The following is a 22,892-nucleotide window of genomic DNA, read 5'->3' as shown; positions in this document are numbered from 1 at the left end:
TAGGTACGGCGTGGCGTGGTGACATGACGAAGACCTCCGAGTGAAGTGCGAGCTGTCTAGGAACGCACCAATTCACCGGAGGTCTTCGTGTCCCACCGTAATGCCCCCTTGTCCGAAACCGGTCGTCTGAGGCTGGCTCGCTGCGTCGTCGAGGACGGCTGGTCGCTGCGCCGGGCTGCCGAACGGTTTCAGGTCGCGGTGACTACGGCGGCCCGCTGGGCGAGCCGATACCGGGAGTTGGGTCCGGCTGGGATGGTCGATCGCAGCTCTCGGCCGCACCACAGCCCGAATCAGACACCGACCCGCACAGAGCGGCGCATCATCAAAATCCGCGTGCTGCGCCGTTGGGGACCGGCCCGCATCGGCTATCAGCTGGGCATTCATCCCTCGACAGTGCATCGGGTACTGAGCCGCTACGGGGTGGCCAAGCTGCGGTGGCTGGACCGACCTACCGGCCGAGTGATCCGGCGCATCCAAACCACCGGGTGTGGGGAATTGGTGCACATCGACGTCAAGAAGCTCGGCAAGATTCCCGCCGGCGGTGGCTGGCGCATGCTGGGCCGCGCTGTGGGCAGGGCCAATCGCCAGGCTGACAAGAGCAGCGCGGTCATGACGCAATACCGCAATCCCCGGCGGGGCTATCACTTCCTGCACACCGCGATCGACGCGCACTCTCGGCTGGCCTACTCCGAATTGCTAAGTGATGAACGCAAAGAGACCGCCGCAGCATTCTGGCGACGCGCCGACGCCTGGTTCACAGAGTGCGGCATCACAGTGCGGAAAGTGTTGACCGACAACGGCTCCTGCTACCGATCCCATGCCTTCCGGGACGCTCTCGGCGACATCGAACACCGGCGCACCCGCCCATACCGACCGCAGACCAACGGCAAGGTCGAGAGATTCCACCGCACCCTGGCCGACGAATGGGCCTACGCCCGCCTCTACACCAGCGACGCCCAACGCTGCGAGCAATTCCCGATCTGGCTGCACGCCTACAATCACCACCGCGGCCACACCGCACTCGGCGGCCAACCACCCGCCAGCCGCGTACCTAACCTCTCAGGTCAGTACACCTAGATCCGCGAGGTCACACGTTCGTCAGATTCGCCCGCCACCCGCCGGGTAGCCCTTCCGTACTGCACGGAGGCACGGCGATGCACCACGACGGACACCCGAAAGCCACCCTGGCCGACGTCTCGCAGATCGGGGATTCACCCCTTCTCAGAGCGATGAGCGGCGAACTGGTCAGCGTCGAGGCGCACGACCGGCTGATCGCGATCGCCCACTATGAAGAAGGCCTCGACTAGCAGTTCGCCTGGATGCGGAACTTCGCTGTCACCGCATCGCTCGGCTTGGCGGTGAAGTTCCCCTCCGCTGTGCCGGTGATCGTGTACTGCCCCTGGTTCCCGGTCACCTCCGCCTCGCCGAAGTTGTCGGCCCAGAAGTTGCCGGAGAACCCGCCCACGTCGCGGAATTCGACGGACTTGGCCTTGGCCGGCCCGTCCATGGCGAGCACGGCCGTGAACCCCTTGTCCTTGTCGGGAGTCTGGATGTACCAGGTGAATCCGGTCTGCCGACACGTCACGGGCAGCGCACCTCCGGCGTCGTTGCCGTCGATCGTGACGGTGGCGGTGGTGCCGCCCAACGCGGGCTCGGGGGACGAGCATCCGACCGCACCGAGGACGACGACGCCGCCCGCCACGGCCGTCATGAGGTGTCGAAGTTCCATGGCGCCCGACTCTATGCGGTCGCGCGCCGATGTCGGTTAATTCCCGGCGATTCGCCGCCCGCGCCGTTGCTGTCAGCCAAGAGCGGCCGCCGTCGCGTCGTCCGCGGGCAGGAACGCTTCGATGCTCAGTTCGGCGGCGGTGAGGTCGAGCGCGGTGCCGAACGTGGTCACCATCGACAGGAAACGCAGTTCGACGCCGTCGGGCGTGACGAGTTCCAGCGGGACCGCGACACCGCCGAGATCCGTGGGCGGCGCGTACCCCCCGGGATAGGTGTCGAGCTCGTCGAGGAGTCCGGCGAGTTCGCCGGAGTCGTCGGCGGCGGCCTCGCGGCGTAACCGTTCGACGAGATGGGACCGCCACTGGCCGAGGTTGCGGATGCGCGGGGCCAGGCCGTCGGGATGCAGCGCGATGCGCAGCGCGTTCGGTCGCTCGAGCAGGTGCGCCGCAACGCCGGCGAGCAGCACGCCCGCGCCTGCGTTGGCGCTCACCAGGTCCCAGGCCCGGTTGACCACGACGCAGGGGTAGGGATCATAGGCGTCGAGCACGCGCGCGACGCCGGCCTGCACGGCCGCCATGTCGGGCGCCTCGAGCGGCCGCTCGGCGTAGGCCGGGGCGAACCCGGCGGCGACGAGCATGCGGTTCTGGTCACGGCGCGGCACGTCGAGGACAGCGGCCAGCCGCATCACCATCGCGCGGCTGGGGGCGGCCCGGCCGGTCTCGACGAAGCTGACATGACGCGCCGAGACCCCGGCTTCCAGCGCGAGGTCGAGCTGGCTGAGCCGGCGCCGGGTCCGCCAGCGCCGCACCATCGACCCGACCGTCGTCGTCGGTATCTCCTGCACGGTCATGACCCCAGTGTTGCGCGCCGCGGGTCCGAGAAGCCACTACCTCGCAGGTAATTGCTCCGGCTACCTCGGGCGGGCAGCGTGGAGTCATGGCAGGGATTCCGAGATGGTTGCGCGCGGTGCTGGTCTGCGACCGCGCAGGCTCGTCGTGGTACGTCGGCACCGGCTTCTTCTTCGCGCCTGCGCTCGCCGTGGTGTCGCCGTGGCCGACGCTGACGACCGTGCTGTGGGTCGTGATCGGCCTGACCGGGCTGTGGCTCGGCCTGCTGGGAGTGGCGATGGCGACCGGGCTGGCGATGGTGCTGCGCTCCGGCGGCGAGATCGGCGAGGACTACTGGCGCTCGATCATCGACTATCCGCGTTAGTGCGCGACGGGGCAGCCCGTGCCGGTGTAGTCGACCTGCCAGTGCTTGATCCCGTTGAGCCAGCCGGACCGCAGCCGTTCCGGGGTGCCGATCGAACGCAGGTCGGGGATGTGGTCGGCGATGGCGTTGAACATCAATTCGATCGTCATCCGGGCCAGGTTCGCGCCGATGCAGTAGTGCGCACCCGTCCCGCCGAAGCCGACGTGCGGGTTGGGATCGCGCAGGATGTTGAACGAGAACGGGTCCTCGAACACCTCTTCGTCGAAGTTCGCCGAGCGGTAGGACATCACGACCCGCTGCCCCTTCTTGATCTGGACACCGGAGAGTTCGTAGTCCTGTAGCGCGGTGCGCTGGAACGACGTGACCGGGGTCGCCCACCGGACGATCTCGTCGACGGCGGTGGCCGGCCGGTCCCGCTTGAACAGTTCCCACTGGTCGGGGAACTCGGTGAACGCGATCATGCCGTGGGTGATCGAGTTGCGGGTCGTCTCGTTGCCGGCGACGGCCAGCAGCACCATGAAGAATCCGAATTCGTCGTCGGAGAGTTTGTGGCCTTCGACGTCGGCCTCGATCAGCTTGGTGACGATGTCCTCGCCGGGCTGCTCGGCGCGCAGCGCCGCAAGCTGCATCGCGTACATGATGAGTTCCGTTGCGGCATTGCGGTTGTCGTGGTGCGCGAACTCCGGGTCGTCGTCGGCGACCATCTGATTGGACCAGTCGAAGATCTTCTTGCGGTCCTCCAGCGGGATGCCGATGAGACCGGCGATCGCCTGCAACGGCAGTTCGCAGGACACCTGTTCGACGAAATCGCCCGCGCCCTCGGCGGCGGCGCTCTTGGCGATGTTCTGCGCACGGGCGTCGAGATCGGCGCGCAGCCGCTCGACGGCGCGCGGGGTGAAGCCGCGCGAGACGATCTTGCGCAGTTGGGTGTGGTGCGGCGCATCCATGTTGAGCAACACGAACTTTCCGGTCTCGATCTGCTCGAACGTGGACCCCTCGGGATAGCGGGGGAGCGCAGTCTTCTCCAGACTGGAGAACACGTCGCTGCGCTTGGAGATCTCCTTGACGTCGTGGTGTTTGGTGACCACCCAGTAGCCGCCGTCGCCGAACGGCCCGGCGCCGCCGGTGGTCTGCTCGTTCCACCAGATCGGGGCGCTGCGCCGCAGCGCAGCCAGTTCCTCCACCGGGAGTCGCGCGCAGTTGAGGTCGGGATCTGTGAAGTCGAAACCGGGCGGGAGATCCGGAGTCGGCATGCTTGCTCCTTGCCGTCACGGGGCTGTATCGCCATACCTACACCACCGGCGGGGCCTCGTGCACCGACTTCGCCGAACCTGCGCTGTAACGAATTCGGCACGTCCGGGGAAGCACAGGGTGACAATGATCTGCACTGGCTTCTAGCCTGGCCATCTCTGCGGCCACTGACCCGAAGGGGGCACCGGCGATGATCGGATGGGACAAGACTGCGGTGGCCGCGGGGGCTGCCGCGTTCGCGGCGCTGATCGCCTGTGCACCGCCGGCGGCCGCCCAGCCCGCGGCGCCGGAGCCCGTGCCCGTGCCCGTGCCGCTGCCCGCGCCGGCCCCCGCTCCCGTGCCGACGGACGCCGCGCCGGTGCAGTCGCTGGCGGCCGGTCCCGCCGCACCGGCCGACGCTGCTCCTCCTGCGGAGGTACCGCACCTGTCGAGCCCGGAGAACCTACCGCCGGGCACCACCGAGACCCCGACGACGCAGACGCGATTGGGCTACCTGCGCGATCTGTGGCATGCGATGCAGACCGAGGAGGTGACGGGTTCCGACGCGCTGCTGCTGCTCACCCAGCGCCCGATGTCGGCCGGCCCGACGCCGGCGATGTCACCGGTCGCGACGCCGCCCGCCCCGGCCGACCCTGCTCCGCTGGCCCCCTAGATCGCGAGCGCGGCCACCTCTGGGACCACTACCGGCTCTATGCGGGCCGGAACGTGTTTGTGCAGCGGCGTGCCCGCGTACGCGTCGCGCCAGCCGCTGGAGGTCAGCGCATTCGGCGCCACCCCGGGGATCCGCGCCTGTCCGTCCGCGCCGACGAAGTCGACCCCGAACCCGTTGGGCAGCGATGCGTGCCCGGCCAGCATCGCGTCGCTGATCTCGACCGTCGCCTCGGCGGTGCCCGCCGCCGTGCTGATGCGGGCGCGGCCGCCGTCGGTGAGGCCGAGCGCGGCGGCGTCTTCCACACTGATCCGCAGCGCACCGTCGGCGTCGCGCTTACGCCACGACGGGTCCCGGATGATGTCGTTGGCGGTGTAGGCGCGCCGCTCGCCTGCCGACAGCACGATCGGGAACTCCGGTGTGGTCAGCCCGGCCGGCGCGTCGGCCAGCGCGCGGATCTCGGCCAGCATCTCGGGCATCTCGATCGCGATCCTGCGGTCCGGATGCGTGATCAGCGTGAAGTCGTCGAGGTACTCGTGCACGGTGAACGTGATGCCCGAGCGCCCGGACAGGATCGCGTCGAACAGCGCGTTGCCGTCGGCATGACCGGCCCGCCGCACCGCCTCCGGATAGGTCATCGCGGCCTTCTGCGCCAGCCCCCACAACGCGGCGGCCCCGGACAGCCCCTCGGGCAGCGTCGGTCCCAGCGTCTCGTACAGCACGAACGGGAGCACCTTGCCCAGACCGGGATTCGCCCCGACGGCGGCGAGGAACGCGGCGGTGAACTCGTCGCGGCCCGCTTCCGCGGCACGGCGTAGCGGAGTCAGTTCGGCCTCGTCGACCACATCGAGTTCACGCATCAGACGCGCCCAGATCTCGGGTTCGGGCAGTGTGCCCGGCAGTGGCTCCATGACCGGGTGCCGCAGGTGGAAGGTGTTGTGGGGGAACTCCAGATTGAAGAACGTCGCCTCGGCCTTCTCGAACTGGCTGGCCGCGGGCAGCACGTAGTGCGCGAGCCGGGCCGTCTCGGTCATCGCCACGTCGATCACCACCAGCAGCTCCAGACTCTCGAAGGCCGTCCGCACCGCGCCGGAGTCGGCGATCGAGTGGGCCGGGTTGCTGCTCTCCACGATCAAGCCGCGGAACCGGTCGGGGTGATCGGTGAGGATCTCCTCGGGCACCACGTTGCTCGGCATCAGGCCGCCGATGATGGGCGCGCCGGTGACCGGGCTGCGGCCCACGCCGCCGGGCCGGAACAACGGCGCGAACGACGAATGCAGATGCTGGCCACCGGGTTTGGCGAAGTTGCCGGTCAGGATCCACAGCATCTTGTTCAGATACGAGCACAACGTGCTGTTCACGGACTGCTGCACACCGAGGTCCTCGAACACCGCGACGCTGCCCGCGCCGCCGATGCGGCGCGCCGCGGCGCGCAGCAGGTCCTCGTCGACACCACAGCGCCGCGCGTAGTCGGCGACCGGCACGTCGGCCAGCACGGCCCGGACCGCGTCGGCGCCGGTGACGTGCCCGGCGAGAAACGTTTCGTCGCAAAGGTTTTCCTGCACCAGCACTGCCGCCAGCGCCGCCAGGCACCACGCGTCGGTGCCGGGCCGCACCCGTAGGTGGAAGTCGGCCATCGCCGCGGTGTCGGTGATCACCGGGTCGATCACGATCATCGAACGGGCCGGGTCCTTGGCGATCTCGTTGAGGACGACGCGGGCGCGGGGGAAGCTCTGCGACATCCACGGGTTCTTGCCGACGAAGACCGACACCTCGGCGTGCTCGAATTCACCGCGGGTGTGGTTGCCGTAGAAGTGCGCGTCGACCCAGTGCTCGCCGGTCTTCTCCTGGGCGAGCGCGTTCGACCGGTGGTGGGAGCCCAGCGCTTTGAGGAACGCACCGCTGTACGCCCCGCCGAGGTGGTTGCCCTGTCCGCCGCCGCCGTAGTACAGGATCTTGTCACCGCCGTGGGTGTCGGCGATGGCGCGGAAGCCCGCGGCGATCTCGGCGATGGCGGTGTCCCAGTCGATTTCCTCGTAGGATCCGTCGGGCCGGCGGCGCATCGGGGAGGTCAGCCGGTTGCGGTCGTTCTGGTAGTGATCCAGCCGCAGCGCCTTGTTGCAGGTGTACCCCCGCGACGCGGGATGCTCCTTGTCGCCGCGGATGCGGGCCAGCCGGCGGTCCTCGACCTGTACGACGATGCCGCAGTTGCACTCGCACAGGATGCAGGCGGTGGGTTGCCAGTCGGTGGCGGTGTCGGTCATCGTCGGGTCCGTTTCCTTGCAGGTATCTGGTCGCCGATCAGCGACCGGAGTTGGGCGTGCACCCGGTCCAGCGGTTCGAGGTCGCGCGCCGCACGGGCGAGGACCAGGGCGCCCTCGAACGCCGACAGGGTGAACACCGCCAGGTCCTCGGCGCGCTGCTCGTCGATGCCGTCGGCGCGCATCCGTGCCGCGATCGCCTCGCGCCACCCCGCGAACGCGGCGCCGGCCCGGGCGATCATCGGCGCCGACTGGCCGGGCTTGTCGGGATCGCCGGCCTCGACGGCGACCGCGACGACGGGGCATCCGGCCCGAAAGTCGCTGTGCTGCAACTGCTGCCGATAGCCGCGAAACAGTTCGTCGAGCGCGTCGAGGCAGGAGGCCGACGCCTCGAGCTTGGCGGTCATGTACTCGGCGGCATAGTCGACCGCTTCGCAGAGCAGCTGTGTGCGGCCGCCGGGGAAGTAGTGGTAGGCCGAACCGCGCGGGGCGCCGCTGTGGGCGAGCACGTCGGCGATCGCGGTGGAGTGGGCGCCCCGTTCGCGGATCAGCAGCGCCGCCGAGACCACCATGCGTTCCCGAGGACCGGTCATCGTGGGACGACTCCCTTCGCTGTTATGTATGCAACCCTACATAACGGGCCCGGCGGACGGAAGAGTGACGTCGTAGGATTTCCGGGATGCCTCCGGAGCCCGCCTCGGCGAACCGCCTTCGCGACCTGACGCTGCTGCGCCGCGTCCGCGACCGGATCGACCGGGACTACGCGCAGCCGCTGGACGTCGAAGCGCTGGCCCGCGGGGTGCACATGTCGGCCGGGCATCTGTCGCGGCAGTTCAAGCTGGCCTACGGCGAGTCGCCGTACTCGTATCTGATGACGCGGCGCATCGAGCGGGCGATGGCCCTGCTGCGCCGCGGCGACCTGACGGTGACCGAAGTCTGCTTCGCCGTAGGTTGTTCGTCGCTGGGCACCTTCAGCACCCGGTTCACCGAACTGGTGGGCATGCCGCCCAGCGTCTACCGCGACCGCGCGGCCCGATCGGCGGCGGGCCTGCCGTCCTGCCTGGAGAAGAAGGTGACCAGACCGATCAGGAATCGAGAAGCACCGGGGACGGGCCTGCACCTAGCGTGATGGCCGTGACCACAACCGACCTCACCATCCACAACACGTTTCTGCCGCACAACGATCCGGAGGAATCGCTCGCGTTCTACCGCGACGTCCTCGGCTTCGAGGTCCGCCTCGACGTGGGCCGCGGCACGATGCGCTGGATCACCGTCGGGCCGCCCGGACAGCCCGGCACCTCGATCGTGCTGCATCCACCGGCCGCCGACCCCGGCGTGACCGACGACGAGCGCGCGGTGATCGCGGAGATGATGGCCAAAGGCACGTACGCGATCATCGTGCTGGCCACCCCCGACCTCGACGCCACGTTCGCCCGGCTGCAGGAACGAGCCGAGGTGGTCGCCGGACCGACCGAGCAGCCCTACGGGGTGCGCGACTGCGCGGTCCGCGATCCCGCGGGCACGATGATCCGCATCCAGGAACGACGCTGAGGAGACAGAGCATGGCCGACCGCACGCCCGCCGAGATGATCGACGCGCGCATCCACGAACTCGGGGACTGGCGCGGGGACACCCTGGCCCGGGTCCGCGACCTGATCCGCCGGGCCGACCCGGACGTCGTCGAGGAGTGGAAGTGGCGCGGGGTGCCCGTCTGGTACCGCGGCGGGATGATCTGCACCGGCGAGTCGTACAAGGACTACGTCAAGGTGACGTTCGCCAAGGGTGCCTCCCTCGACGACCCGGCGGGGCTGTTCAATGCCAGCCTCGACGGAAACACCCGGCGCGCCATCGACTTCCGTGAGGGCGACACCGTCGACGAGAAGGCGTTCACCGCCCTGATCCATGCGGCGATCGCCCTCAACACCCGGTGATTCCGGCGTGTTCGGTCGCGCTCACCGCGACCGAACACGCCCACATCGCTAGACCGTGGCGGCCTCGTTGAGTTCGACGAGCCGGCCCGTCGCCTCCAGGTACTCCTGCACCCAGCGCTCGATCACCGTGGCCGTCTTCTCGACCTTGGTGAACTGGCCGACCACCTGACCGACGGGGTTGAAGGCGACGTCGACGGACTCGTTGGGGTACTTGTGCGTCGCGGCCACCGCCATGCCGGACACCATGTACTGCAACGGCATTCCGAGCGGCTTGGGATTCTCCGGGTTCTCCCACGCCTCGGTCCAGTCGTTCTTGAGCATCCGGGCCGGCTTGCCGGTGAACGACCGGCTCCGCACGGTGTCGCGGCTGGTGGCCTTCGCGTAGGCGGCGTGCTGGACCGGGGTGTGCTCGGACTCCTCGACCATCACCCACTGCGAGCCGGTCCACGCGCCCTGGGCGCCCAGCGCGAGCGCAGCCGCGATCTGCTGACCGCTGCCGATGCCGCCTGCCGCCAGCACGGGGACCGGCGCGACCTCCTTGACCACCTGGGGCCACAGCACGATCGAGCCGATGTCGCCGCAGTGCCCGCCGGCCTCGCCGCCCTGGGCGATGATGATGTCCACGCCGGCGTCGGCGTGCTTGCGCGCCTGGTACGGCGACCCGCACAGCGCCGCGACCACCCGCCCCTGCTCGTGGATGTGGGCGATCATGTCGGCCGGCGGGGTGCCCAGCGCGTTGGCGATCATCGTGACCTTGGGATGCTGCAGCGCCACCTCGACCTGTGGGGTGGCCGTGGCCTCGGTCCAGCCGAGAAGCTGCAGGGCGTCGTCGTCACTGTGCTCGACGGGCACGCCGTGCTCGGAGAGGATCTTCTTGGCGAAGTCGATGTGCTCCTGCGGCACCAGTTCGTTGAGGGTCTTCTTCAGCACGTCGGGATCCATGTCCGCGGCGTCCATGCCTTCGTACTTGTTCGGGATCACGATGTCGACGCCGTAGGGGTGGTCGCCGATGTGCTCGTCGATCCAGTTCAGCTCGATCTCGAGCTGCTCGGGGGTGAAGCCGACCGCGCCCAGCACACCGAAGCCGCCGGCCTTGCTCACGGCGACCACCACGTCACGGCAGTGGGTGAACGCGAAGATCGGGAACTCGATGCCGAGTTGGTCGCACAGGGGAGTATGCATAGTCCGCTCCTGGTGGGCTCATGGGCCGGAAAAGTCGAAAATTGGAACGTGTTCTACTTTAATACACCACGGAGTCCGTCGTGGCTGCCCTTCCCGGGAGTCGTCACCCGCAGCACGGGCCAGTTCTGCAGCGCGGCCATGGCGGCCAGCTCGCGACGGGGGTTGACCGGACGCGGATACCCGACCAGCGTCATCAGGGCGATGTCCTCGTTCCCGTCGGCGTAGAAGTAGCTGTCGGCCAGGTCGATGGCGCGGCCCGCGCAGAACGTCTGAACCGCATCGGCCTTGCGCGCCCCCCAGATCACCGGTCGGACGATCCGGCCGGTGACCCGGCCGGCGTCGTCGACCTCGAAGTGGTTGCACAGCACGTGGCCGATCTCGAGGAAGCGCGCCACCGGCTCGGCGTGGATGGTCAGCGCCGACGAACACATCACGACGGTGTGGCCGCGCCGCTGGTGGGCCAGCACGACCTCGTGCATGGCAGGGAACAGCCGGGACCGTACCCGCTCCCCGAACAGCCGTTCGCCCACGTCGTCGAGCTCGGCCAGGGATTCGCCGCGCAGGTAACCGGCGGCGCGTTCGAGCAGCTTGGCGAAGTTCACCCGGCCGAACCGGTACCGCATCGCCGCCTCGACGACACCGGTCACCTCGCCGATGCGGGCCTGCCGGCGCCGGATGCGGTCCCCGGCGTGGGCGGTCGCGGTGAAGCCGTCGACCAGCGTGCCGTCCAGATCGAAGAACGCGCCGATGCCGGGTCCGGGCGGGCTCGCCTCGATCGCGGTGAGCAGGTGCACCAGATGTGTGGGCGCTGCGGTCACGGTCTCCTCACGTCCGGGCGTCGGGGGCTCTCGACTCGCCATGCTACGGGCGGCGGCGGCACTCCTGGTTTAATCTGTCCCGGTCGCCGCAGACGGCCACGGTAGTTTGGTCTTGCCGGGTTCAGGATGCAGCCTGCGCGAGGGGCATGAGCGTGTGCTCGTGCAATATGCGTGGAGCGGCCTGACATGGAAGGTGAACCTTGGACGAGCAAGCAGCCGAAGGCACAACCGCCTCATCGGGAGCGTCGAACTGTGTCGTCGCCGAAACGTGGGTCGGCGGCGTGGCCGTCGTGGCCGTATCCGGCGTCGTCGACATGCTCACCTCGCCCCAGCTGGAGAGCGCGATCGACGCGGCGCTCGAGCGCAAGCCATCCGGCATCGTGATCGATTTCACCGACGTGGAGTTCCTAGCCTCAGCGGGCATGGGGGTGCTGGTCGCCGCGCACGACAAAGCCGGCTCCGAGGTCGCATTCAGCGTGGTCGCCGACGGTCCGGCCACCAGCCGCCCGCTCAAGCTGGTCGGTATCGCCGAGATCGTCAGCCTCTATCCCAGCCTGGACGAAGCCCTTGCGGCGCGCGACACGTAGGAAAGCCGCGTAGAAACGTGCGTCTTCGGGTAGCCACCGACTGCCATGATCGATTCCATGCCGCCGGCTGAGGTAGCCAACGCTGAACGTTTCGAGCGGTTCGGCCTCGACGCCGACGCCGGAACGGTCGCGATGGCGCGCCGTGAGTTCGCCGACTGGATCAAGCGGTTCTTCGATCTCGACGAGGTGCGCTCCAGCGATCTCGTGCTGGCGATCAACGAGGGGCTGGCCAACGCCGCGGAGTTCGCCTACGTGTCCGCCGAGCAGCCCGGCACCATCGACATCTGCGCGGTGCACGACCCGCAGGCCAAGACCCTGACCGTCGAGATCACCGACCGCGGGACCTGGCGGACGCCGCAGACCGACCCGGTGCCGCGCACTCGTGGCCGCGGCATCCCGCTGATGGAGACGCTGTCGGACCAGGCGATCATCGAGCCGTCCTCCGCGGGCACCCGGGTGCGCCTGGAGTGGCACGGCGTCACCCGGCGCTAGGGCCCCCGCCCCGGTACGTGCCGCGTCCGGCGACCAACGGCAGATCCAGCGTCGTCCTGATTCCCGGAGCCGCGGCGACCACGTCCGGAACGGCGTTGACGATGCGCCCCGCCGCGGCCAGGATCGCCGCGTAGTTGTGGTCCCCGTTGCGGCTCGTCGGGCAGATGTCCATCACGTACGACGGCTCGCCGGTGATCTCCACCCGGTAGGACCCGCCTTCCTGCGCCGGTTGCGCCCAATCAGGCCGCAGATCACCGCGCAGCCGGGTGATGTGTTCCACCACGATGGCCGGCTCGCCGCCGACCAGCCCCTCGATCTGGAAGCGCACCGCGGCGACCGTGCCCTTCTTGATCGTGCCGACGGCGACGTCGAAGTCCTCGGGGGCGGGTTCCTGCTCGACCATGTCCCTGATCTCGTCGAGTTCCACGCCGAGACCGGCGGCGAGCTGGCGGATGGCCACGCCCCACGCCGCGCTCAGCACGCCGGGTTGGTACAGGAACGGCAGATCGCCGACCTCGTTACCGAAGCCCATCACGTCGAACATCACGGTCGCGCCGTCGTAGGTCGCGTAGTCGGCGATCTCCATCGTGCGGATCTGGCTGATGCTCTGGCAGGTGCCCGCCAGCGCCAGCGGGAGCAGGTCGGTGACGAATCCGGGGTCCACGCCGGTGATGAACACGCTCGCATTGCCCTGCCGGGCGGCGGTCTCGACCCGGTCGATGGTCCGCTCGCCGACCACGCCCCAGGGGTACTCGAGGAAACCCGGTGACGACCCGACCACGTTGATGCCTGCCCCGAGGAACGCCCGGACGTCGGCCAGCGCCTCCTTGGGCCGGATGTCGCCCATCGCGCAGTAGACGACGCAGTCCGGCGCGGCCGCGACGATCTCGGCGAGGTCGCCGACGGCTTTCACGCCCGTGGTGACGTCGAGGCGCGCGAGCTCCCCGGCATCCCGGCCCACCTTGGCCTCCGAGGACACCCACACCCCGGTGAGCTCGAAGCGCGGATCCTCGATGAGTTGGCGCAGCGTCAGACTGCCGCAGTTACCGGTGCCGATCTGCGCCACACGAATAGCCATGGCGGCCAGTATGCGTGCTGCCCGGGCAAATTGGAACAAGTTCTAGTTGCGCGGTGGGGGTGCGGTAGCCTGTCGCCCCATGGGACGCGTGGACGGAAAAGTGGCACTCATCAGTGGCGGCGCGCAGGGGATGGGCGCCGAGGACGCCCGGGCGCTGATCGCCGAGGGCGCCAAGGTCGTGATCGGCGACATCCTCGACGAGAAGGGCCGGGAACTGGCCGACGAGATCAACGCCGAGACACCGGACTCCATCCGCTACGTGCATCTCGACGTCACCCAGGCCGACCAGTGGGACGCCGCCGTGGCCACCGCCCTCGACGCATTCGGCACGCTGAACGTGCTGGTGAACAACGCAGGCACCGTGGCGCTCGGGCAGATCGGCAAGTTCGACATGGCCAAGTGGCAGAAGGTCATCGACGTGAACCTGACCGGGACGTTCCTCGGCATGCAGGCCTCGGTCGAGGCGATGAAGCAGGCCGGCGGCGGATCGATCATCAACATCTCCTCCATCGAGGGGCTGCGCGGGGCGGTGATGGTGCACCCGTACGTCGCCTCGAAGTGGGCGGTGCGCGGGCTGACCAAGTCGGCGGCACTCGAACTCGGACCGCACAACATCCGGGTCAACTCGGTGCACCCGGGATTCATCCGCACCCCGATGACCAAGCACTTCCCTGACAACATGCTGCGTATCCCGCTCGGCCGCCCCGGCCAACCCGACGAGGTGGCCACTTTCGTGGTGTTCTTGGCCAGTGACGAATCCCGGTACGCCACAGGCGCCGAGTTCGTCATGGACGGCGGCCTCGTCAACGACGTCCCGCACAAGTAGGGTCCGCCGCCGCACCGTCCGCGGGACTCGGGGCACCGACCATCGCCGCTGACAGCCGGGGCCGCGGCGGTGTGCGCGCGGCGCTGGCCATCGTCGTGCTCGCCGCACTCATCGCGGTGCTCGGCGTCGCCGACGTCCCGGAGGTCGGCCGGCCCACGCCGGCACCGTCGCGCGTCGAACTGACGGAGGGCTGGCGGTTGATCTCCGCGCGCGCCGCGGGCCAGGACGGCGCGGCGGTGTCGGCGCGGGGCTACTCCGACGCCGGTTGGCATCCCATCGCGCGGATGCCCGCCACCGTGCTGCAGGCACTGCAGGCCGACGGCAGCTATCCCGACCTCTACGTCGGCACCAACCTGCGCGACGAGGTGCCCCAGGACCTCTACACGCAAGACTGGTGGTACCGCACGACTTTCGACGCGCCCCGCGGTCACTCCACCTACCTGCTCGAGTTCCCCGGCATCAACTACCGCGCCGAGGTCTGGCTCAACGGGCACCGTATCGCCGACGCCTCCCGGGTGGTCGGGATGCACGTCGGGCACGAGATCGACACGACACCGTGGATCAACCGCGGGGGAGCCAACGTGCTCGCGGTCAAGGTGACACCCGAACAGGCGCTGCAGGACGTCGACGGCGTCGAACTGGCCGACAGCTGGTACGACTGGATCAACTGGCGCTACCTCGGCTACCGGGCCCCGCCCGGCGCCCGGCCGGTGAACACCTCCTTCGTCGCCGACCGCAACGCGGGCATCTGGAAACCGGTGTATCTGCAGATGTCGCAGGACGTCGTGCTCGGCGCCTCCGCTGTGAACTCGGATCTGCCGCTGCCGCAGACGGATTCGGCTCGCCTGACGGTCTACACCAGCGTCCGTAACTACGCTGCGACGGCCGTGCGCGGGGTCGTACGCGCGACGATCAGCCGGGCGGGGAAACCCGACATCGTCGTCGAGCGGCGGGTGAGTCTGGCGCCGGGAGAACAGCGCGAGGTCGAGTTCGACCCCGCCGACCACCCACAGTTGTCGGTCGACCACCCGGACCTGTGGTGGCCCTACACGATGGGCGAACCCGCGCTGTATGACCTGCACACCGAGTTCCGCCGGTTCGGCCGCGCCTCCGACGAACGCCTGCAGCGCTTCGGGATCCGGGAGGTGTCCCAGCACCGCGACGATGACACCAGCCATCCCGAACTCGGCGGCGGCGGCAACTTCTACCTGACCGTCAACGGGCGCGACCTCGCGATCCGCGGCGCGGCGTACGCCCCCGACCTGCTCTACGCCGACGATCCGGCACGCGACACCGCCACGCTGCGCTACGTCAAGGACCTGGGCCTGAACATGCTGCGGCTGGAGGGCAAGTTCCCCGGCGAACGACTGGTCGACATGGCCGACGAACTGGGCATCCCCCTGATGCTGGGCTGGATGTGCTGCAACCAGTGGGAGAAGTGGTCGCAGTGGGACACCGAGGACCAGCGGGTGGCACGCGAGAGCCTGACGTCGGTGATCACCCTGTTGCGTTCGCACGCTTCGGCTTTCGTGTGGGCCAACGGCAGCGACGGCACCCCGCCGCCGGACCTGCTCGCCGACTACCGGCGCATCCTCGAGGCACTGCACTGGCCGGGGGCCGTCGTCGACACGGTGTCCAGCTTCGCCAGAGACGCGGACGGCCAGGTGCTCTGGGACGGCATCCACATGGCCGGCCCGTACAGTTGGCGTCCGCCGAGCTACTGGTTCGCCGGCCGGTACGGCGCCGCGCGCGGCGCGAACGCCGAGCAGGGCGACAACGAACACATCCCGCCGATGGCGAGCCTGCGCCGGTTCATCCCGGCCGACAAGCTGTGGCCGATCAACGACACCTGGTACTTCCATGCCGGCGCCAACACCAGCAACGCCGCGTTGACGACCATCCGGCGCGCCATCGACCGGCGCTACGGCCCGTCCACCAGTGCCGAAATGTTCACCGCCAAAGCCCAACTGGCACATTACGAATCGACGCGTGCACAGTTCGAGGCGTTCGCCGCCGGCGGGTGGGACACGCACAAGATGACCGTGTACTGGATGCTCAACAACCACTGGCCGTCGTTCTTCGGCCATCTCTTCGACTACTACCTGCGCCCCGGCGGCGCCTACTTCGGCGCCAAGAAAGGCCTGCGGCCGCTGTCGGCGGTGTTCGATGCGTACGCCACCGGCGACCACAGCCGCGCCGCGGTCACCGTCGTCAACCAGACCCCGGCCGAGCACCGCGGTCTCACGGTGCGGGTGCGGGTGTACGACCTGCAGGGCCGCGTCCGCGAGGACCGCACCAGCGACCCGCTCGACGTCGCGGCGGGCGGTCACGTCGCGGCCCTGTCGCTACCGCGCGTCGCCCGGGACTCCCCGGTGTTCTTCGTCCGCCTCGACCTGCGCGACGCCACCGGCGCGCTGATCGCCGAGAACACCTACTGGCAGTCCCGGCGCCGCGACGACGTCGGCGACCCGGGCAACGACCAGGCCTTCGAGCTGCGGCCGGCCGCCTGGGCCGACATGACCGCGCTCAACACGATGCCCCGCGGCCGGCTCGAGGTCAGCGCCGCCCGCACCGCCGACGGCGTGGTCATCCGGCTGCACAACCCGGGGCGCGGCGTGGCGTTCTTCGCCCGGGCCGAACTGCTGGCCGCTCCCGACGCCGACGAACTGCTGCCGGTCACCTACACCGACAACTACGTCACCGTGTTCGGCGGCGAGACCGTCGAGATCCGCGGTACGCCACTGGCCGCCGGCGCGACCGCCGACTGGGTGCGGGTGAGCGGCTACAACACCGCGCCCGTCGTCGTCCCGGTCCGGTAGCCGCGGCGCCGGTGCGTAGTGTCGGCAATCGTGAGCGCACGGGCGGGCATCGTGGTGACGGGGACCGAGGTCCTCACCGGACGGGTCGCGGATGCCAACGGCCCGTATCTGGCGGACCGACTCCTCGAGCTGGGCGTCGAGCTCTCCCACATCACGCTGTGCGGTGACCGGCCCGCCGACATCGAGGCCCAGTTGCGGTTCCTCGCCGACCAGGACCTCGACCTCGTCATCACCAGCGGCGGCCTCGGCCCCACCGCCGACGACATGACCGTCGAGGTCGTCGCCCGGTTCTGCGGGCGCGACCTGGTGCTCGACCCGGGCCTGGAAGCAAAGATCGGCGACATCGTCACCGGGCTGATGGCGCGTTTTCCCGGAGTGGACGCCGAGGCGGTTCTCGCCGCCAACCGCAAGCAGGCGCTGATCCCCGCCGGCGCGGTCATCCTCGACCCGGTCGGCACCGCGCCGGGCGTCGTCGTCGAGGGCCACCCGACCGTGGTCGTGCTTCCCGGTCCGCCGCGCGAACTGCAGCCCATGTGGCAGGCGGCCGTGGCCACCGACGCCCTGCAGGCCGCGATCGCGGGGCGCACGCCGTACCGGCAGGAGACCGTACGGATGTTCGGGCTGCCCGAATCCGGTCTGGCCGAGACGCTGCGCGACGCCGAGGGGTCCGTGGCGGGGTTCGACCGCCTCGAGATCACCACCTGCCTGCGCCGCGGCGAACTGGAGATCGTCACCCGGTTCGAACCGCAGGACGCCGCGGCGTACACCGCGCTGCTCGACGCGCTGCGCGCCCGGCACGACCGCGAGATCTTCTCCACCGACGGCGCCCTGATCGACGACCAGATCGCCGACCTGCTGCGGGGCCGCCGGATCGCGACCGCGGAATCGTGCACGGCGGGCCTGCTCGCGGCCCGGCTCACCGAGCGGCCCGGCTCCTCGGCGTACGTGGCGGGCGGGGTGGTGGCGTACGCGAATGCCGCCAAGACCGACCTGCTCGGCGTCGACGCCACGCTGATCGACCAGCACGGCGCGGTGTCCGAGCCGGTGGCCGAGGCGATGGCCCACGGTGCCCTGACCCGCTTCGACGCCGACACCGCGATCGCGATCACCGGCGTCGCCGGACCCGGCGGCGGCACCGAGGGCAAACCGGTCGGCACCGTGTGCTTCTCGGTGGCGCTGACCGACGGATCCGATCCCGGAGCGACGGTCACCCGGACGACGACGCTGCCCGGCAATCGCTCCGATGTGCGGGAGCGGTCCACGACGGTCGCGATGCATCTGTTGCGCCGGGCACTGACCGGGCACCGCTAGGGTGTGGGACATGGTTGACACCGACGAGCGGCAGGCGTTCTCGGCACTGGCCGAGCAGACGGGCTGGACGCACCGCACCGCCGAGCGCAACGACTACTTCGAGAAGGGCACCGTCCGGGTGCACGTGGTGTGGCAGGGCGACAGCGCGATCAGCGGCGGCACCCTGTTCCACGACGACTTCCTGCAGTCCTACAGCCGGGAACTCCCGACGGTGCAGGCCTGGCTGCGCCGCTGATCAGCGTTCGCCGCCGGCGTCCCACAGCTGCGTCATCGCCTCCATGATCGCCTCGGCCTGCCCGAGCCCGCCGAGGTGGCTTTCGCCGGAGAGCGTGTACAGCTCGGCGTCGGGCAGCATCGACACCACATGCCGGCCGTGCGCGAACGGCACGATGTGGTCCCTGTCGCCATGCCACCAGCGCACCGGCACCTTGACCTCGTCCAGCCGGAAACCCCAGTCCCTGGCGAACACCACGACATCGGCGAACGGGGCCGCGAGCTGCTTGCGGCTGCCGTTGAGCAGATCGTCGAGGAACATCGCCTTGAACTCCGGACGGACCAGCAGCCGGCGGTCACCGGCGGGGGAGATCCCGGCATACAGGTACAGCGCCGGTTCGGCGATCGGCTTGATCAGCCGGATCAGCCCGGTGGCGACCATGCTCAGCGAGCTGCCGACGTGCTCGAGCACCGGCGCCACCGGCACACCGACCTTGCCCATGATGCCGCCGCCGATCGCGTCGGCCCCCTGCGTCGGGGCGACACCGCCGAGCACGCCGACCGCGACGACGCGTTCGGGCATGGCCGCCGCGGCGCCCAGCGTGTAGGGACCGCCGCCGGACAGTCCGATGATCACCATCTTTCCGATGCCCAGCACATCGGCGATGGCCTCGAGGTCCTCGGCGAAGTCGATCACCCGCCCATAGGCGTGTGGGGTGGACGACCCGATGCCCGGCCGGTCGACGCCGATCAGCCGGATCCCGTTGTTCTCCGCGTACAGCCGGGCCTCGACCGGGATCTGGCGCCGCCCGCCGGGCGTGCCGTGCAGCCAGAAGATCGGCCGCCCCTGCGGATCGCCGAACTCGGCGAACCCGATGCGGCGATGCGCGCCCACGGCGACGTTGCCTTCGAGCTTGGGACGGGCGATGTCGAGAGCCATGCGCGACAGTCTCGCATGCGGGTGTCTCGTCGCCGTCAGTTCCGACCGACCCACCCCGGCGGCCGCCGGCCGGCCCACGGCAGGGCGGTTTCAAGTTGCGCGGCGAGTCTGAGCAGGATCGCCTCGTCGGGCGCCATCAGCTGGACGCCGATCGGCAGGCCGTCGGAGGTGACGCCGAGCGGCAGCGACACCGCCGCCCATCCGGTCACGTTGGCCAGCGACGTCCATCCGGTGGTGGCGAACTCGACGTCGAAGAACGCCCGGGTGGTGCCGCGCGGCTGGTCGAGCAGTCCGAAGGGCGGCGGCGAGGTCAGCAGGGTCGGAACCAGCAGCACGTCATGACCGGTCATCTGCGCCGCGAAGCGGCGGGTCTGGGCGTCCACCGCCGCGATGGCGTCGGCGTAGGCGACGCCCGTCGTGGTGAACCCTTCGCGCATCATCACCCAGCTGCTCGGCTCGAACTCGTCCTCGTGCGGGTCCCGGCCCAGGTGTTCCCGGGCCAGGGCGAACAGCGCGGCGTTGCTGACGGTGTGGAGGACGGCGATGGCGTCGGCCAAGGCGTCGGCGTCGATGGTCGGGGCGCCCGGCTCGATCAGGTGGCCGAGGTCGGCGAGCGTGGCCGCGGTGTGCTCGACCGCGGCGACCACGGCGGGATCGGTGACCGGCGCGGGGAACGGCGACGACGTGGCCAGCAGGATGCGTTGCGGCGACGGCGGGGTCTCGATGGCGCGCAGGAACGGCTCGCCGGGCAGCGGGGCCGAGTAGGGGTCGCCGACACCGGCCCCGGTGACCGCGTCGAGGAGGGCGGCGCTGTCGCGCACCGTCCGGGTCAGCGCATGCTCGTTGACCAGGCCTTCCAGCCCGTGCCCGGCGGCGGGCCCGAACGACGTGCGGGCCCGTCGCGGCTTAAGCCCCACCAGCCCACAGCACGCCGCGGGAACCCGGATAGAGCCGGTGCCGTCTCCGCCCGACGCGGCAGGCACGATCCCGGCGGCCACCGCCGCGGCCGAGCCGCCGCTGGACCCGCCGGGGGTGATGTCCGGCGACCACGGGTTGACGGTCGGGCCGAACAGCGACGGCTCGGTGGTGCAGTGGTTGCCCCATTCCGGGGTGTTCGTCTTGCCGAAGATCACCAGACCCGCGTCCAGATAGCGCTCGACGATCCACGCCGTCTGCTCGGCGACGTGGGTGCGCAGCGCGCGCGATCCCATCGCCTCGGGTGCGCCGGCCAGCGAGGCGCCCAGATCCTTGAGCAGGAAGGGCACCCCGGCCAGGGGACCGTTCGCCCCGGTTCGCAGTGCGCCGGAGGCGTCCAGGGCGGCGGCATCGGCCCGACCGCGGTCGAGCAGGTCGGCGATCACCGCGTTGAGCGCGCGGCCGGCCTCCAACCGCACGATCGCGGCGTCGAGCAGCTCGGTGGCGCTCACCTCGCCGGCGGCGGCCAGCTCGGCCTGACCGAGCGCGTCGAGGTCGGCGAGTTCGAACGCCGTGCGTGAGTCCATGACGCGGATCATCGCGGGCGCGGCACGTCGCGGCAACTCCGCCGCGGGTCAGCCCACAGCAGCGCCGTAGCCGAGCACGCCGAGGAACAGGGTCAGCGCGCACAGCGCGAACGTGCCGAGCGCATACGGCCACGCGGTGGCACGCCGGACCAGCGCCACGACGGTGAGCACCAGCCCGGTCACGCCCACGCCGGCGGCGACCATCAGCGCCGTGAACACCGCGCTGACCGCGCCATCGACGCTGCACGTCTCGGGTGGACAGTGATCGAGGAATGCCAGCGAGAACACGCCGAGAAACGCCGCGACGGCGCCCATCACCGCGGTGAGCACCAGGACCACGATGGAGATCGCCACGTCGGCCCCGGAGCGCGGTGCCGGTGGGCGCGGCGTCGGGTAGTAGGTCACCGTGCGTCCTGTCCGGTGCGTCGGGGGGCCGCCTCGCGGTTCCGGCGGGTCAGCGAGTCGGTGATCGCGAGCGCGACGAGGATGTCGGCGACCGTGATCAGCAGGCCCCACCAGTACATCCAGCGGATGGTGGTGTCGGGCTGCGCGGCGAAGTAGACGAACAGGAAGATGGGCCCGACGATCCCGCACACCAACGTCATGAGCTGGATGCGCAGGTAGACCCACAGTGTCGACATCGGCCGACAGTGTCACCTCCCGCGCGGGTGACCGTCAACGCCCTGATGCGGCAGCCGATGATGAGACCCACTAACCTTGACGGCACTGTCGATTGCCCCGATCCCGGAGAGGACGGATCCATGCGCCGAATCGCCCGCGCCGCGGTGACCGCCACGGCGCTGCTGATCGCGACCGGACCGATGCTGGCTGGCGCCGGCGCGGCGTCCGCGGAGAGCGCGGGGGTCGTCATGCCGCTCGCCGAGAAGCTGCGCCGCTGCGATTTCAGCCAGGTGAAGTACGTCGGCGGCTCCTACTACGGCCGGCCCACCGCACTGCTGCGGGTCCAGGGAGGTGAGGTCCTCGCCGACGTGGCGTTCTTCACCGGCGTGCCCAACACCCGCTACGACCTCCGGCTGATCCAGATACCGCGGACGTCGGCGGCGGGGTGCGGGGCGGGGGCTCCCGGGGTGGCGTCGGCGGTGCTGTTCACCGACGGAGCGGGCGCGGGCGCCGTGACCGTGCGCGGGCCGATCATGCCCGGCGCAACGGGGGCGTGGTTGTCGCTGACCCGGCCCGCGGCCAACAGCCAGCAGCCGGAGGAGTTCTACTCGACGGACTTCATCGCTTCTCTGTAGACCTTTTCGCCCAAACCAACGTTTGGGCGATGTTTTTCAAGTGCGCCAAGCCATTTCGTCGTGTTCGAGGCCGTTCACGCGGAGACGACGACGGTGAGGTGGTCGCTCTGCCGCTCGACGCGCATGCCCGCGCGCCGCGCGACCCCGGCGACTGCGGCCGCATCCGACGGCTCCGACCGGGTGGCGGCCAGCGCGCGCGCCAGCCGTCCCTTGTGCGCCTTGTTGAAGTGACTGACCACGGTGCGACGACCGTCCGCGTGTTCGGCGACGACCTCGACGGTGACGGCGCCGGGCATCTTGCCCAATCCCGCGTAGGAGCCCGAGCGCAGGTCGACGACGAGTTCGCGCGCGGCCAGCCCGCTGAGCACGGGCTCCAGTGCCGGCCGCCAGCGCGCGGCCAGCGTGGGACGACCGGGGAGGCGCGAGCTCGCGGAGAGCCGGTAGGCCGGGATCGGATCGTCGGCGCGGACGAGCCCGAACAGCGCCGACACGACCGCGAGCCGCGAGGCGGCGCGGGCCGCCGATGCGCCGCGCAGCGACTCCACGTCCAGCGCGTCGTAGAGCACGCCGGTGTAGCGGTGCAGGGCGGGCATCGTCGGCGCCGAGCGCAGGGCCGCGTTGCGGTCGATCTCCGCATCCTGACCGGCCGACAACCCCAGCGCGGTGCGGCTGGCGTCCCTGTCGGCGGCCAGCCCGACGAGGTCGTCGATCAGTTCGGTCCGGACCGGATGCAGTTCCGGCGAGCTCAGCGATTCCAGGGCCAGCGCGGGTCCGTCTCCGCCGGCGCGCTTGGTCTCCGACGGGGGCAGCAGGACGATCACGGCGAAGACGCTAGC

Annotated in this window: 27 protein-coding genes; 14 read left to right on the top strand and 13 right to left on the bottom strand. The window is 70.0% G+C overall.

The features are described 5' to 3' along the window. Nucleotides 1–87: 87 nt before the first annotated feature. On the top strand, nucleotides 88–1,077 hold the full coding sequence (locus G6N45_RS17610; RefSeq protein WP_163723422.1) for an IS481 family transposase: 990 nt from the start codon (nucleotides 88–90) through the stop codon (nucleotides 1,075–1,077). A gap of 77 nt (nucleotides 1,078–1,154) precedes the next feature. Then, nucleotides 1,155–1,307, top strand: a complete 153-nt coding sequence (locus G6N45_RS27735) for a hypothetical protein (protein WP_170312454.1) — start codon at nucleotides 1,155–1,157, stop codon at nucleotides 1,305–1,307. On the opposite strand, the gene G6N45_RS17605 is transcribed toward G6N45_RS27735, so the two are convergent. Then, nucleotides 1,304–1,729: a lipoprotein LpqH gene (locus G6N45_RS17605; RefSeq protein ID WP_163723421.1), complete on the bottom strand. Its 426-nt coding sequence runs from the start codon at nucleotides 1,727–1,729 to the stop codon at nucleotides 1,304–1,306. The genes G6N45_RS27735 and G6N45_RS17605 overlap by 4 nt on opposite strands. A 72-nt stretch (nucleotides 1,730–1,801) precedes the next feature. Continuing rightward, a complete protein-coding gene (locus G6N45_RS17600) occupies nucleotides 1,802–2,578 on the bottom strand; it encodes a helix-turn-helix transcriptional regulator (RefSeq protein ID WP_163723420.1) in 777 nt (258 codons plus the stop codon). Between the two features lie 86 nt (nucleotides 2,579–2,664). Here G6N45_RS17600 and G6N45_RS17595 point away from each other — a divergent pair, with 86 nt between their 5' ends. Further along, the gene (locus G6N45_RS17595; protein ID WP_163723419.1) at nucleotides 2,665–2,940 is read left to right on the top strand and encodes a hypothetical protein; all 276 of its coding nucleotides are present in this window, start codon (nucleotides 2,665–2,667) and stop codon (nucleotides 2,938–2,940) included. On the opposite strand, the gene G6N45_RS17590 is transcribed toward G6N45_RS17595, so the two are convergent. Continuing rightward, entirely contained in the window at nucleotides 2,937–4,193 is a 1,257-nt protein-coding gene (locus G6N45_RS17590; protein WP_163723418.1) for a cytochrome P450, read from the bottom strand. The genes G6N45_RS17595 and G6N45_RS17590 overlap by 4 nt on opposite strands. A 188-nt stretch (nucleotides 4,194–4,381) precedes the next feature. Between G6N45_RS17590 and G6N45_RS17585 the strand changes: the two genes are divergently transcribed. After that, nucleotides 4,382–4,843, top strand: coding sequence for a hypothetical protein (locus tag G6N45_RS17585; RefSeq protein ID WP_163723417.1), 462 nt, complete (start codon nucleotides 4,382–4,384; stop codon nucleotides 4,841–4,843). Here the strand turns inward: G6N45_RS17585 and G6N45_RS17580 are convergent. After that, the gene (locus G6N45_RS17580) at nucleotides 4,840–7,104 is read right to left on the bottom strand and encodes a molybdopterin-dependent oxidoreductase (RefSeq protein WP_163723416.1); all 2,265 of its coding nucleotides are present in this window, start codon (nucleotides 7,102–7,104) and stop codon (nucleotides 4,840–4,842) included. The two genes, G6N45_RS17585 and G6N45_RS17580, sit on opposite strands and share 4 nt — an antisense overlap. After that, complete coding sequence (locus G6N45_RS17575) at nucleotides 7,101–7,694, bottom strand: TetR/AcrR family transcriptional regulator (protein WP_163723415.1); 594 nt, start codon at nucleotides 7,692–7,694, stop codon at nucleotides 7,101–7,103. Before G6N45_RS17575 ends, G6N45_RS17580 begins: the two co-directional genes overlap by 4 nt. 86 nt (nucleotides 7,695–7,780) lie before the next feature. On the opposite strand from G6N45_RS17575, the gene G6N45_RS17570 reads away from it, so the two are divergent. The 3 genes from G6N45_RS17570 to G6N45_RS17560 are packed head-to-tail and all read left to right on the top strand — an operon-like array spanning nucleotide 7,781 to nucleotide 9,032. Continuing rightward, entirely contained in the window at nucleotides 7,781–8,230 is a 450-nt protein-coding gene (locus tag G6N45_RS17570; protein WP_163723414.1) for a helix-turn-helix transcriptional regulator, read from the top strand. Between the two features lie 5 nt (nucleotides 8,231–8,235). Further along, nucleotides 8,236–8,652 (top strand): VOC family protein, encoded by a 417-nt coding sequence (locus tag G6N45_RS17565; protein ID WP_246228712.1) that lies wholly within the window; start codon nucleotides 8,236–8,238, stop codon nucleotides 8,650–8,652. 11 nt (nucleotides 8,653–8,663) lie between these two features. Next, nucleotides 8,664–9,032: a DUF1801 domain-containing protein gene (locus tag G6N45_RS17560; RefSeq protein ID WP_163723412.1), complete on the top strand. Its 369-nt coding sequence runs from the start codon at nucleotides 8,664–8,666 to the stop codon at nucleotides 9,030–9,032. A gap of 48 nt (nucleotides 9,033–9,080) precedes the next feature. Here the strand turns inward: G6N45_RS17560 and G6N45_RS17555 are convergent, their stop codons facing one another. Both G6N45_RS17555 and G6N45_RS17550 read right to left on the bottom strand, forming a co-directional pair. Continuing rightward, on the bottom strand, nucleotides 9,081–10,214 hold the full coding sequence (locus G6N45_RS17555) for a nitronate monooxygenase (RefSeq protein ID WP_163723411.1): 1,134 nt from the start codon (nucleotides 10,212–10,214) through the stop codon (nucleotides 9,081–9,083). Between the two features lie 53 nt (nucleotides 10,215–10,267). Continuing rightward, nucleotides 10,268–11,032, bottom strand: coding sequence for an HAD family hydrolase (locus tag G6N45_RS17550; RefSeq protein WP_246228711.1), 765 nt, complete (start codon nucleotides 11,030–11,032; stop codon nucleotides 10,268–10,270). A gap of 200 nt (nucleotides 11,033–11,232) precedes the next feature. On the opposite strand from G6N45_RS17550, the gene G6N45_RS17545 reads away from it, so the two are divergent. After that, complete coding sequence (locus G6N45_RS17545; RefSeq protein ID WP_163723409.1) at nucleotides 11,233–11,619, top strand: STAS domain-containing protein; 387 nt, start codon at nucleotides 11,233–11,235, stop codon at nucleotides 11,617–11,619. A gap of 45 nt (nucleotides 11,620–11,664) precedes the next feature. Next, the gene (locus G6N45_RS17540; protein WP_163723408.1) at nucleotides 11,665–12,111 is read left to right on the top strand and encodes an ATP-binding protein; all 447 of its coding nucleotides are present in this window, start codon (nucleotides 11,665–11,667) and stop codon (nucleotides 12,109–12,111) included. Here G6N45_RS17540 and G6N45_RS17535 read toward each other — a convergent pair. Continuing rightward, nucleotides 12,098–13,189, bottom strand: coding sequence for an NAD(P)H-dependent amine dehydrogenase family protein (locus G6N45_RS17535; protein WP_163723407.1), 1,092 nt, complete (start codon nucleotides 13,187–13,189; stop codon nucleotides 12,098–12,100). The genes G6N45_RS17540 and G6N45_RS17535 overlap by 14 nt on opposite strands. A gap of 79 nt (nucleotides 13,190–13,268) precedes the next feature. Here G6N45_RS17535 and G6N45_RS17530 point away from each other — a divergent pair, with 79 nt between their 5' ends. From G6N45_RS17530 to G6N45_RS17515, 4 genes are all read left to right on the top strand, one after another. Then, nucleotides 13,269–14,015, top strand: coding sequence for a glucose 1-dehydrogenase (locus G6N45_RS17530; RefSeq protein WP_057147981.1), 747 nt, complete (start codon nucleotides 13,269–13,271; stop codon nucleotides 14,013–14,015). Between the two features lie 71 nt (nucleotides 14,016–14,086). After that, nucleotides 14,087–16,834, top strand: a complete 2,748-nt coding sequence (locus G6N45_RS17525; RefSeq protein WP_308207030.1) for a glycoside hydrolase family 2 protein — start codon at nucleotides 14,087–14,089, stop codon at nucleotides 16,832–16,834. Between the two features lie 30 nt (nucleotides 16,835–16,864). Further along, the gene (locus tag G6N45_RS17520) at nucleotides 16,865–18,145 is read left to right on the top strand and encodes a competence/damage-inducible protein A (RefSeq protein ID WP_163723406.1); all 1,281 of its coding nucleotides are present in this window, start codon (nucleotides 16,865–16,867) and stop codon (nucleotides 18,143–18,145) included. Between the two features lie 10 nt (nucleotides 18,146–18,155). Then, nucleotides 18,156–18,380 (top strand): hypothetical protein, encoded by a 225-nt coding sequence (locus tag G6N45_RS17515; RefSeq protein ID WP_057148015.1) that lies wholly within the window; start codon nucleotides 18,156–18,158, stop codon nucleotides 18,378–18,380. Here G6N45_RS17515 and G6N45_RS17510 read toward each other — a convergent pair whose 3' ends face one another. From G6N45_RS17510 to G6N45_RS17495, 4 genes are read right to left on the bottom strand one after another with little or no spacing between them, the layout of a single operon-like run. Then, a complete protein-coding gene (locus G6N45_RS17510; RefSeq protein ID WP_163723405.1) occupies nucleotides 18,381–19,298 on the bottom strand; it encodes an alpha/beta fold hydrolase in 918 nt (305 codons plus the stop codon). 35 nt (nucleotides 19,299–19,333) lie between these two features. Continuing rightward, entirely contained in the window at nucleotides 19,334–20,800 is a 1,467-nt protein-coding gene (locus G6N45_RS17505; RefSeq protein ID WP_163723404.1) for an amidase, read from the bottom strand. A gap of 48 nt (nucleotides 20,801–20,848) precedes the next feature. Beyond that, nucleotides 20,849–21,205 (bottom strand): hypothetical protein, encoded by a 357-nt coding sequence (locus G6N45_RS17500; protein WP_163723403.1) that lies wholly within the window; start codon nucleotides 21,203–21,205, stop codon nucleotides 20,849–20,851. Next, nucleotides 21,202–21,441: a hypothetical protein gene (locus tag G6N45_RS17495; RefSeq protein ID WP_163723402.1), complete on the bottom strand. Its 240-nt coding sequence runs from the start codon at nucleotides 21,439–21,441 to the stop codon at nucleotides 21,202–21,204. The genes G6N45_RS17500 and G6N45_RS17495 overlap by 4 nt, the downstream gene beginning before the upstream one ends. Nucleotides 21,442–21,561: 120 nt before the next feature. Here G6N45_RS17495 and G6N45_RS17490 point away from each other — a divergent pair, with 120 nt between their 5' ends. Then, complete coding sequence (locus G6N45_RS17490) at nucleotides 21,562–22,056, top strand: hypothetical protein (protein WP_163723401.1); 495 nt, start codon at nucleotides 21,562–21,564, stop codon at nucleotides 22,054–22,056. 74 nt (nucleotides 22,057–22,130) lie between these two features. On the opposite strand, the gene yaaA is transcribed toward G6N45_RS17490, so the two are convergent. Beyond that, entirely contained in the window at nucleotides 22,131–22,877 is a 747-nt protein-coding gene (gene yaaA, locus G6N45_RS17485) for a peroxide stress protein YaaA (RefSeq protein WP_163723400.1), read from the bottom strand. Between the last annotated feature and the right edge of the window lie 15 nt (nucleotides 22,878–22,892).

It is taken from the genome of Mycolicibacterium psychrotolerans (assembly GCF_010729305.1).
Lineage (GTDB): Bacteria > Actinomycetota > Actinomycetes > Mycobacteriales > Mycobacteriaceae > Mycobacterium > Mycobacterium psychrotolerans.
This window is presented reverse-complemented; position numbering and strand designations above follow the sequence as displayed.

Coding starts and splice junctions, on each gene's coding strand:
- G6N45_RS27735 (WP_170312454.1), top strand. CDS start 1,155: ATGCACCACGACGGACACCCGAAAGCCACCCTGGCCGACGTCTCGCAG.
- G6N45_RS17595 (WP_163723419.1), top strand. CDS start 2,665: ATGGCAGGGATTCCGAGATGGTTGCGCGCGGTGCTGGTCTGCGACCGC.
- G6N45_RS17585 (WP_163723417.1), top strand. CDS start 4,382: ATGATCGGATGGGACAAGACTGCGGTGGCCGCGGGGGCTGCCGCGTTC.
- G6N45_RS17510 (WP_163723405.1), bottom strand. CDS start 19,298: ATGGCTCTCGACATCGCCCGTCCCAAGCTCGAAGGCAACGTCGCCGTG.
- G6N45_RS17580 (WP_163723416.1), bottom strand. CDS start 7,104: ATGACCGACACCGCCACCGACTGGCAACCCACCGCCTGCATCCTGTGC.
- G6N45_RS17600 (WP_163723420.1), bottom strand. CDS start 2,578: ATGACCGTGCAGGAGATACCGACGACGACGGTCGGGTCGATGGTGCGG.
- G6N45_RS17495 (WP_163723402.1), bottom strand. CDS start 21,441: ATGTCGACACTGTGGGTCTACCTGCGCATCCAGCTCATGACGTTGGTG.
- G6N45_RS17505 (WP_163723404.1), bottom strand. CDS start 20,800: ATGGACTCACGCACGGCGTTCGAACTCGCCGACCTCGACGCGCTCGGT.
- G6N45_RS17575 (WP_163723415.1), bottom strand. CDS start 7,694: ATGACCGGTCCTCGGGAACGCATGGTGGTCTCGGCGGCGCTGCTGATC.
- G6N45_RS17590 (WP_163723418.1), bottom strand. CDS start 4,193: ATGCCGACTCCGGATCTCCCGCCCGGTTTCGACTTCACAGATCCCGAC.
- G6N45_RS17490 (WP_163723401.1), top strand. CDS start 21,562: ATGCGCCGAATCGCCCGCGCCGCGGTGACCGCCACGGCGCTGCTGATC.
- G6N45_RS17605 (WP_163723421.1), bottom strand. CDS start 1,729: ATGGAACTTCGACACCTCATGACGGCCGTGGCGGGCGGCGTCGTCGTC.
- G6N45_RS17555 (WP_163723411.1), bottom strand. CDS start 10,214: ATGCATACTCCCCTGTGCGACCAACTCGGCATCGAGTTCCCGATCTTC.
- G6N45_RS17515 (WP_057148015.1), top strand. CDS start 18,156: ATGGTTGACACCGACGAGCGGCAGGCGTTCTCGGCACTGGCCGAGCAG.
- G6N45_RS17570 (WP_163723414.1), top strand. CDS start 7,781: ATGCCTCCGGAGCCCGCCTCGGCGAACCGCCTTCGCGACCTGACGCTG.
- G6N45_RS17535 (WP_163723407.1), bottom strand. CDS start 13,189: ATGGCTATTCGTGTGGCGCAGATCGGCACCGGTAACTGCGGCAGTCTG.
- G6N45_RS17530 (WP_057147981.1), top strand. CDS start 13,269: ATGGGACGCGTGGACGGAAAAGTGGCACTCATCAGTGGCGGCGCGCAG.
- G6N45_RS17540 (WP_163723408.1), top strand. CDS start 11,665: ATGATCGATTCCATGCCGCCGGCTGAGGTAGCCAACGCTGAACGTTTC.
- G6N45_RS17560 (WP_163723412.1), top strand. CDS start 8,664: ATGGCCGACCGCACGCCCGCCGAGATGATCGACGCGCGCATCCACGAA.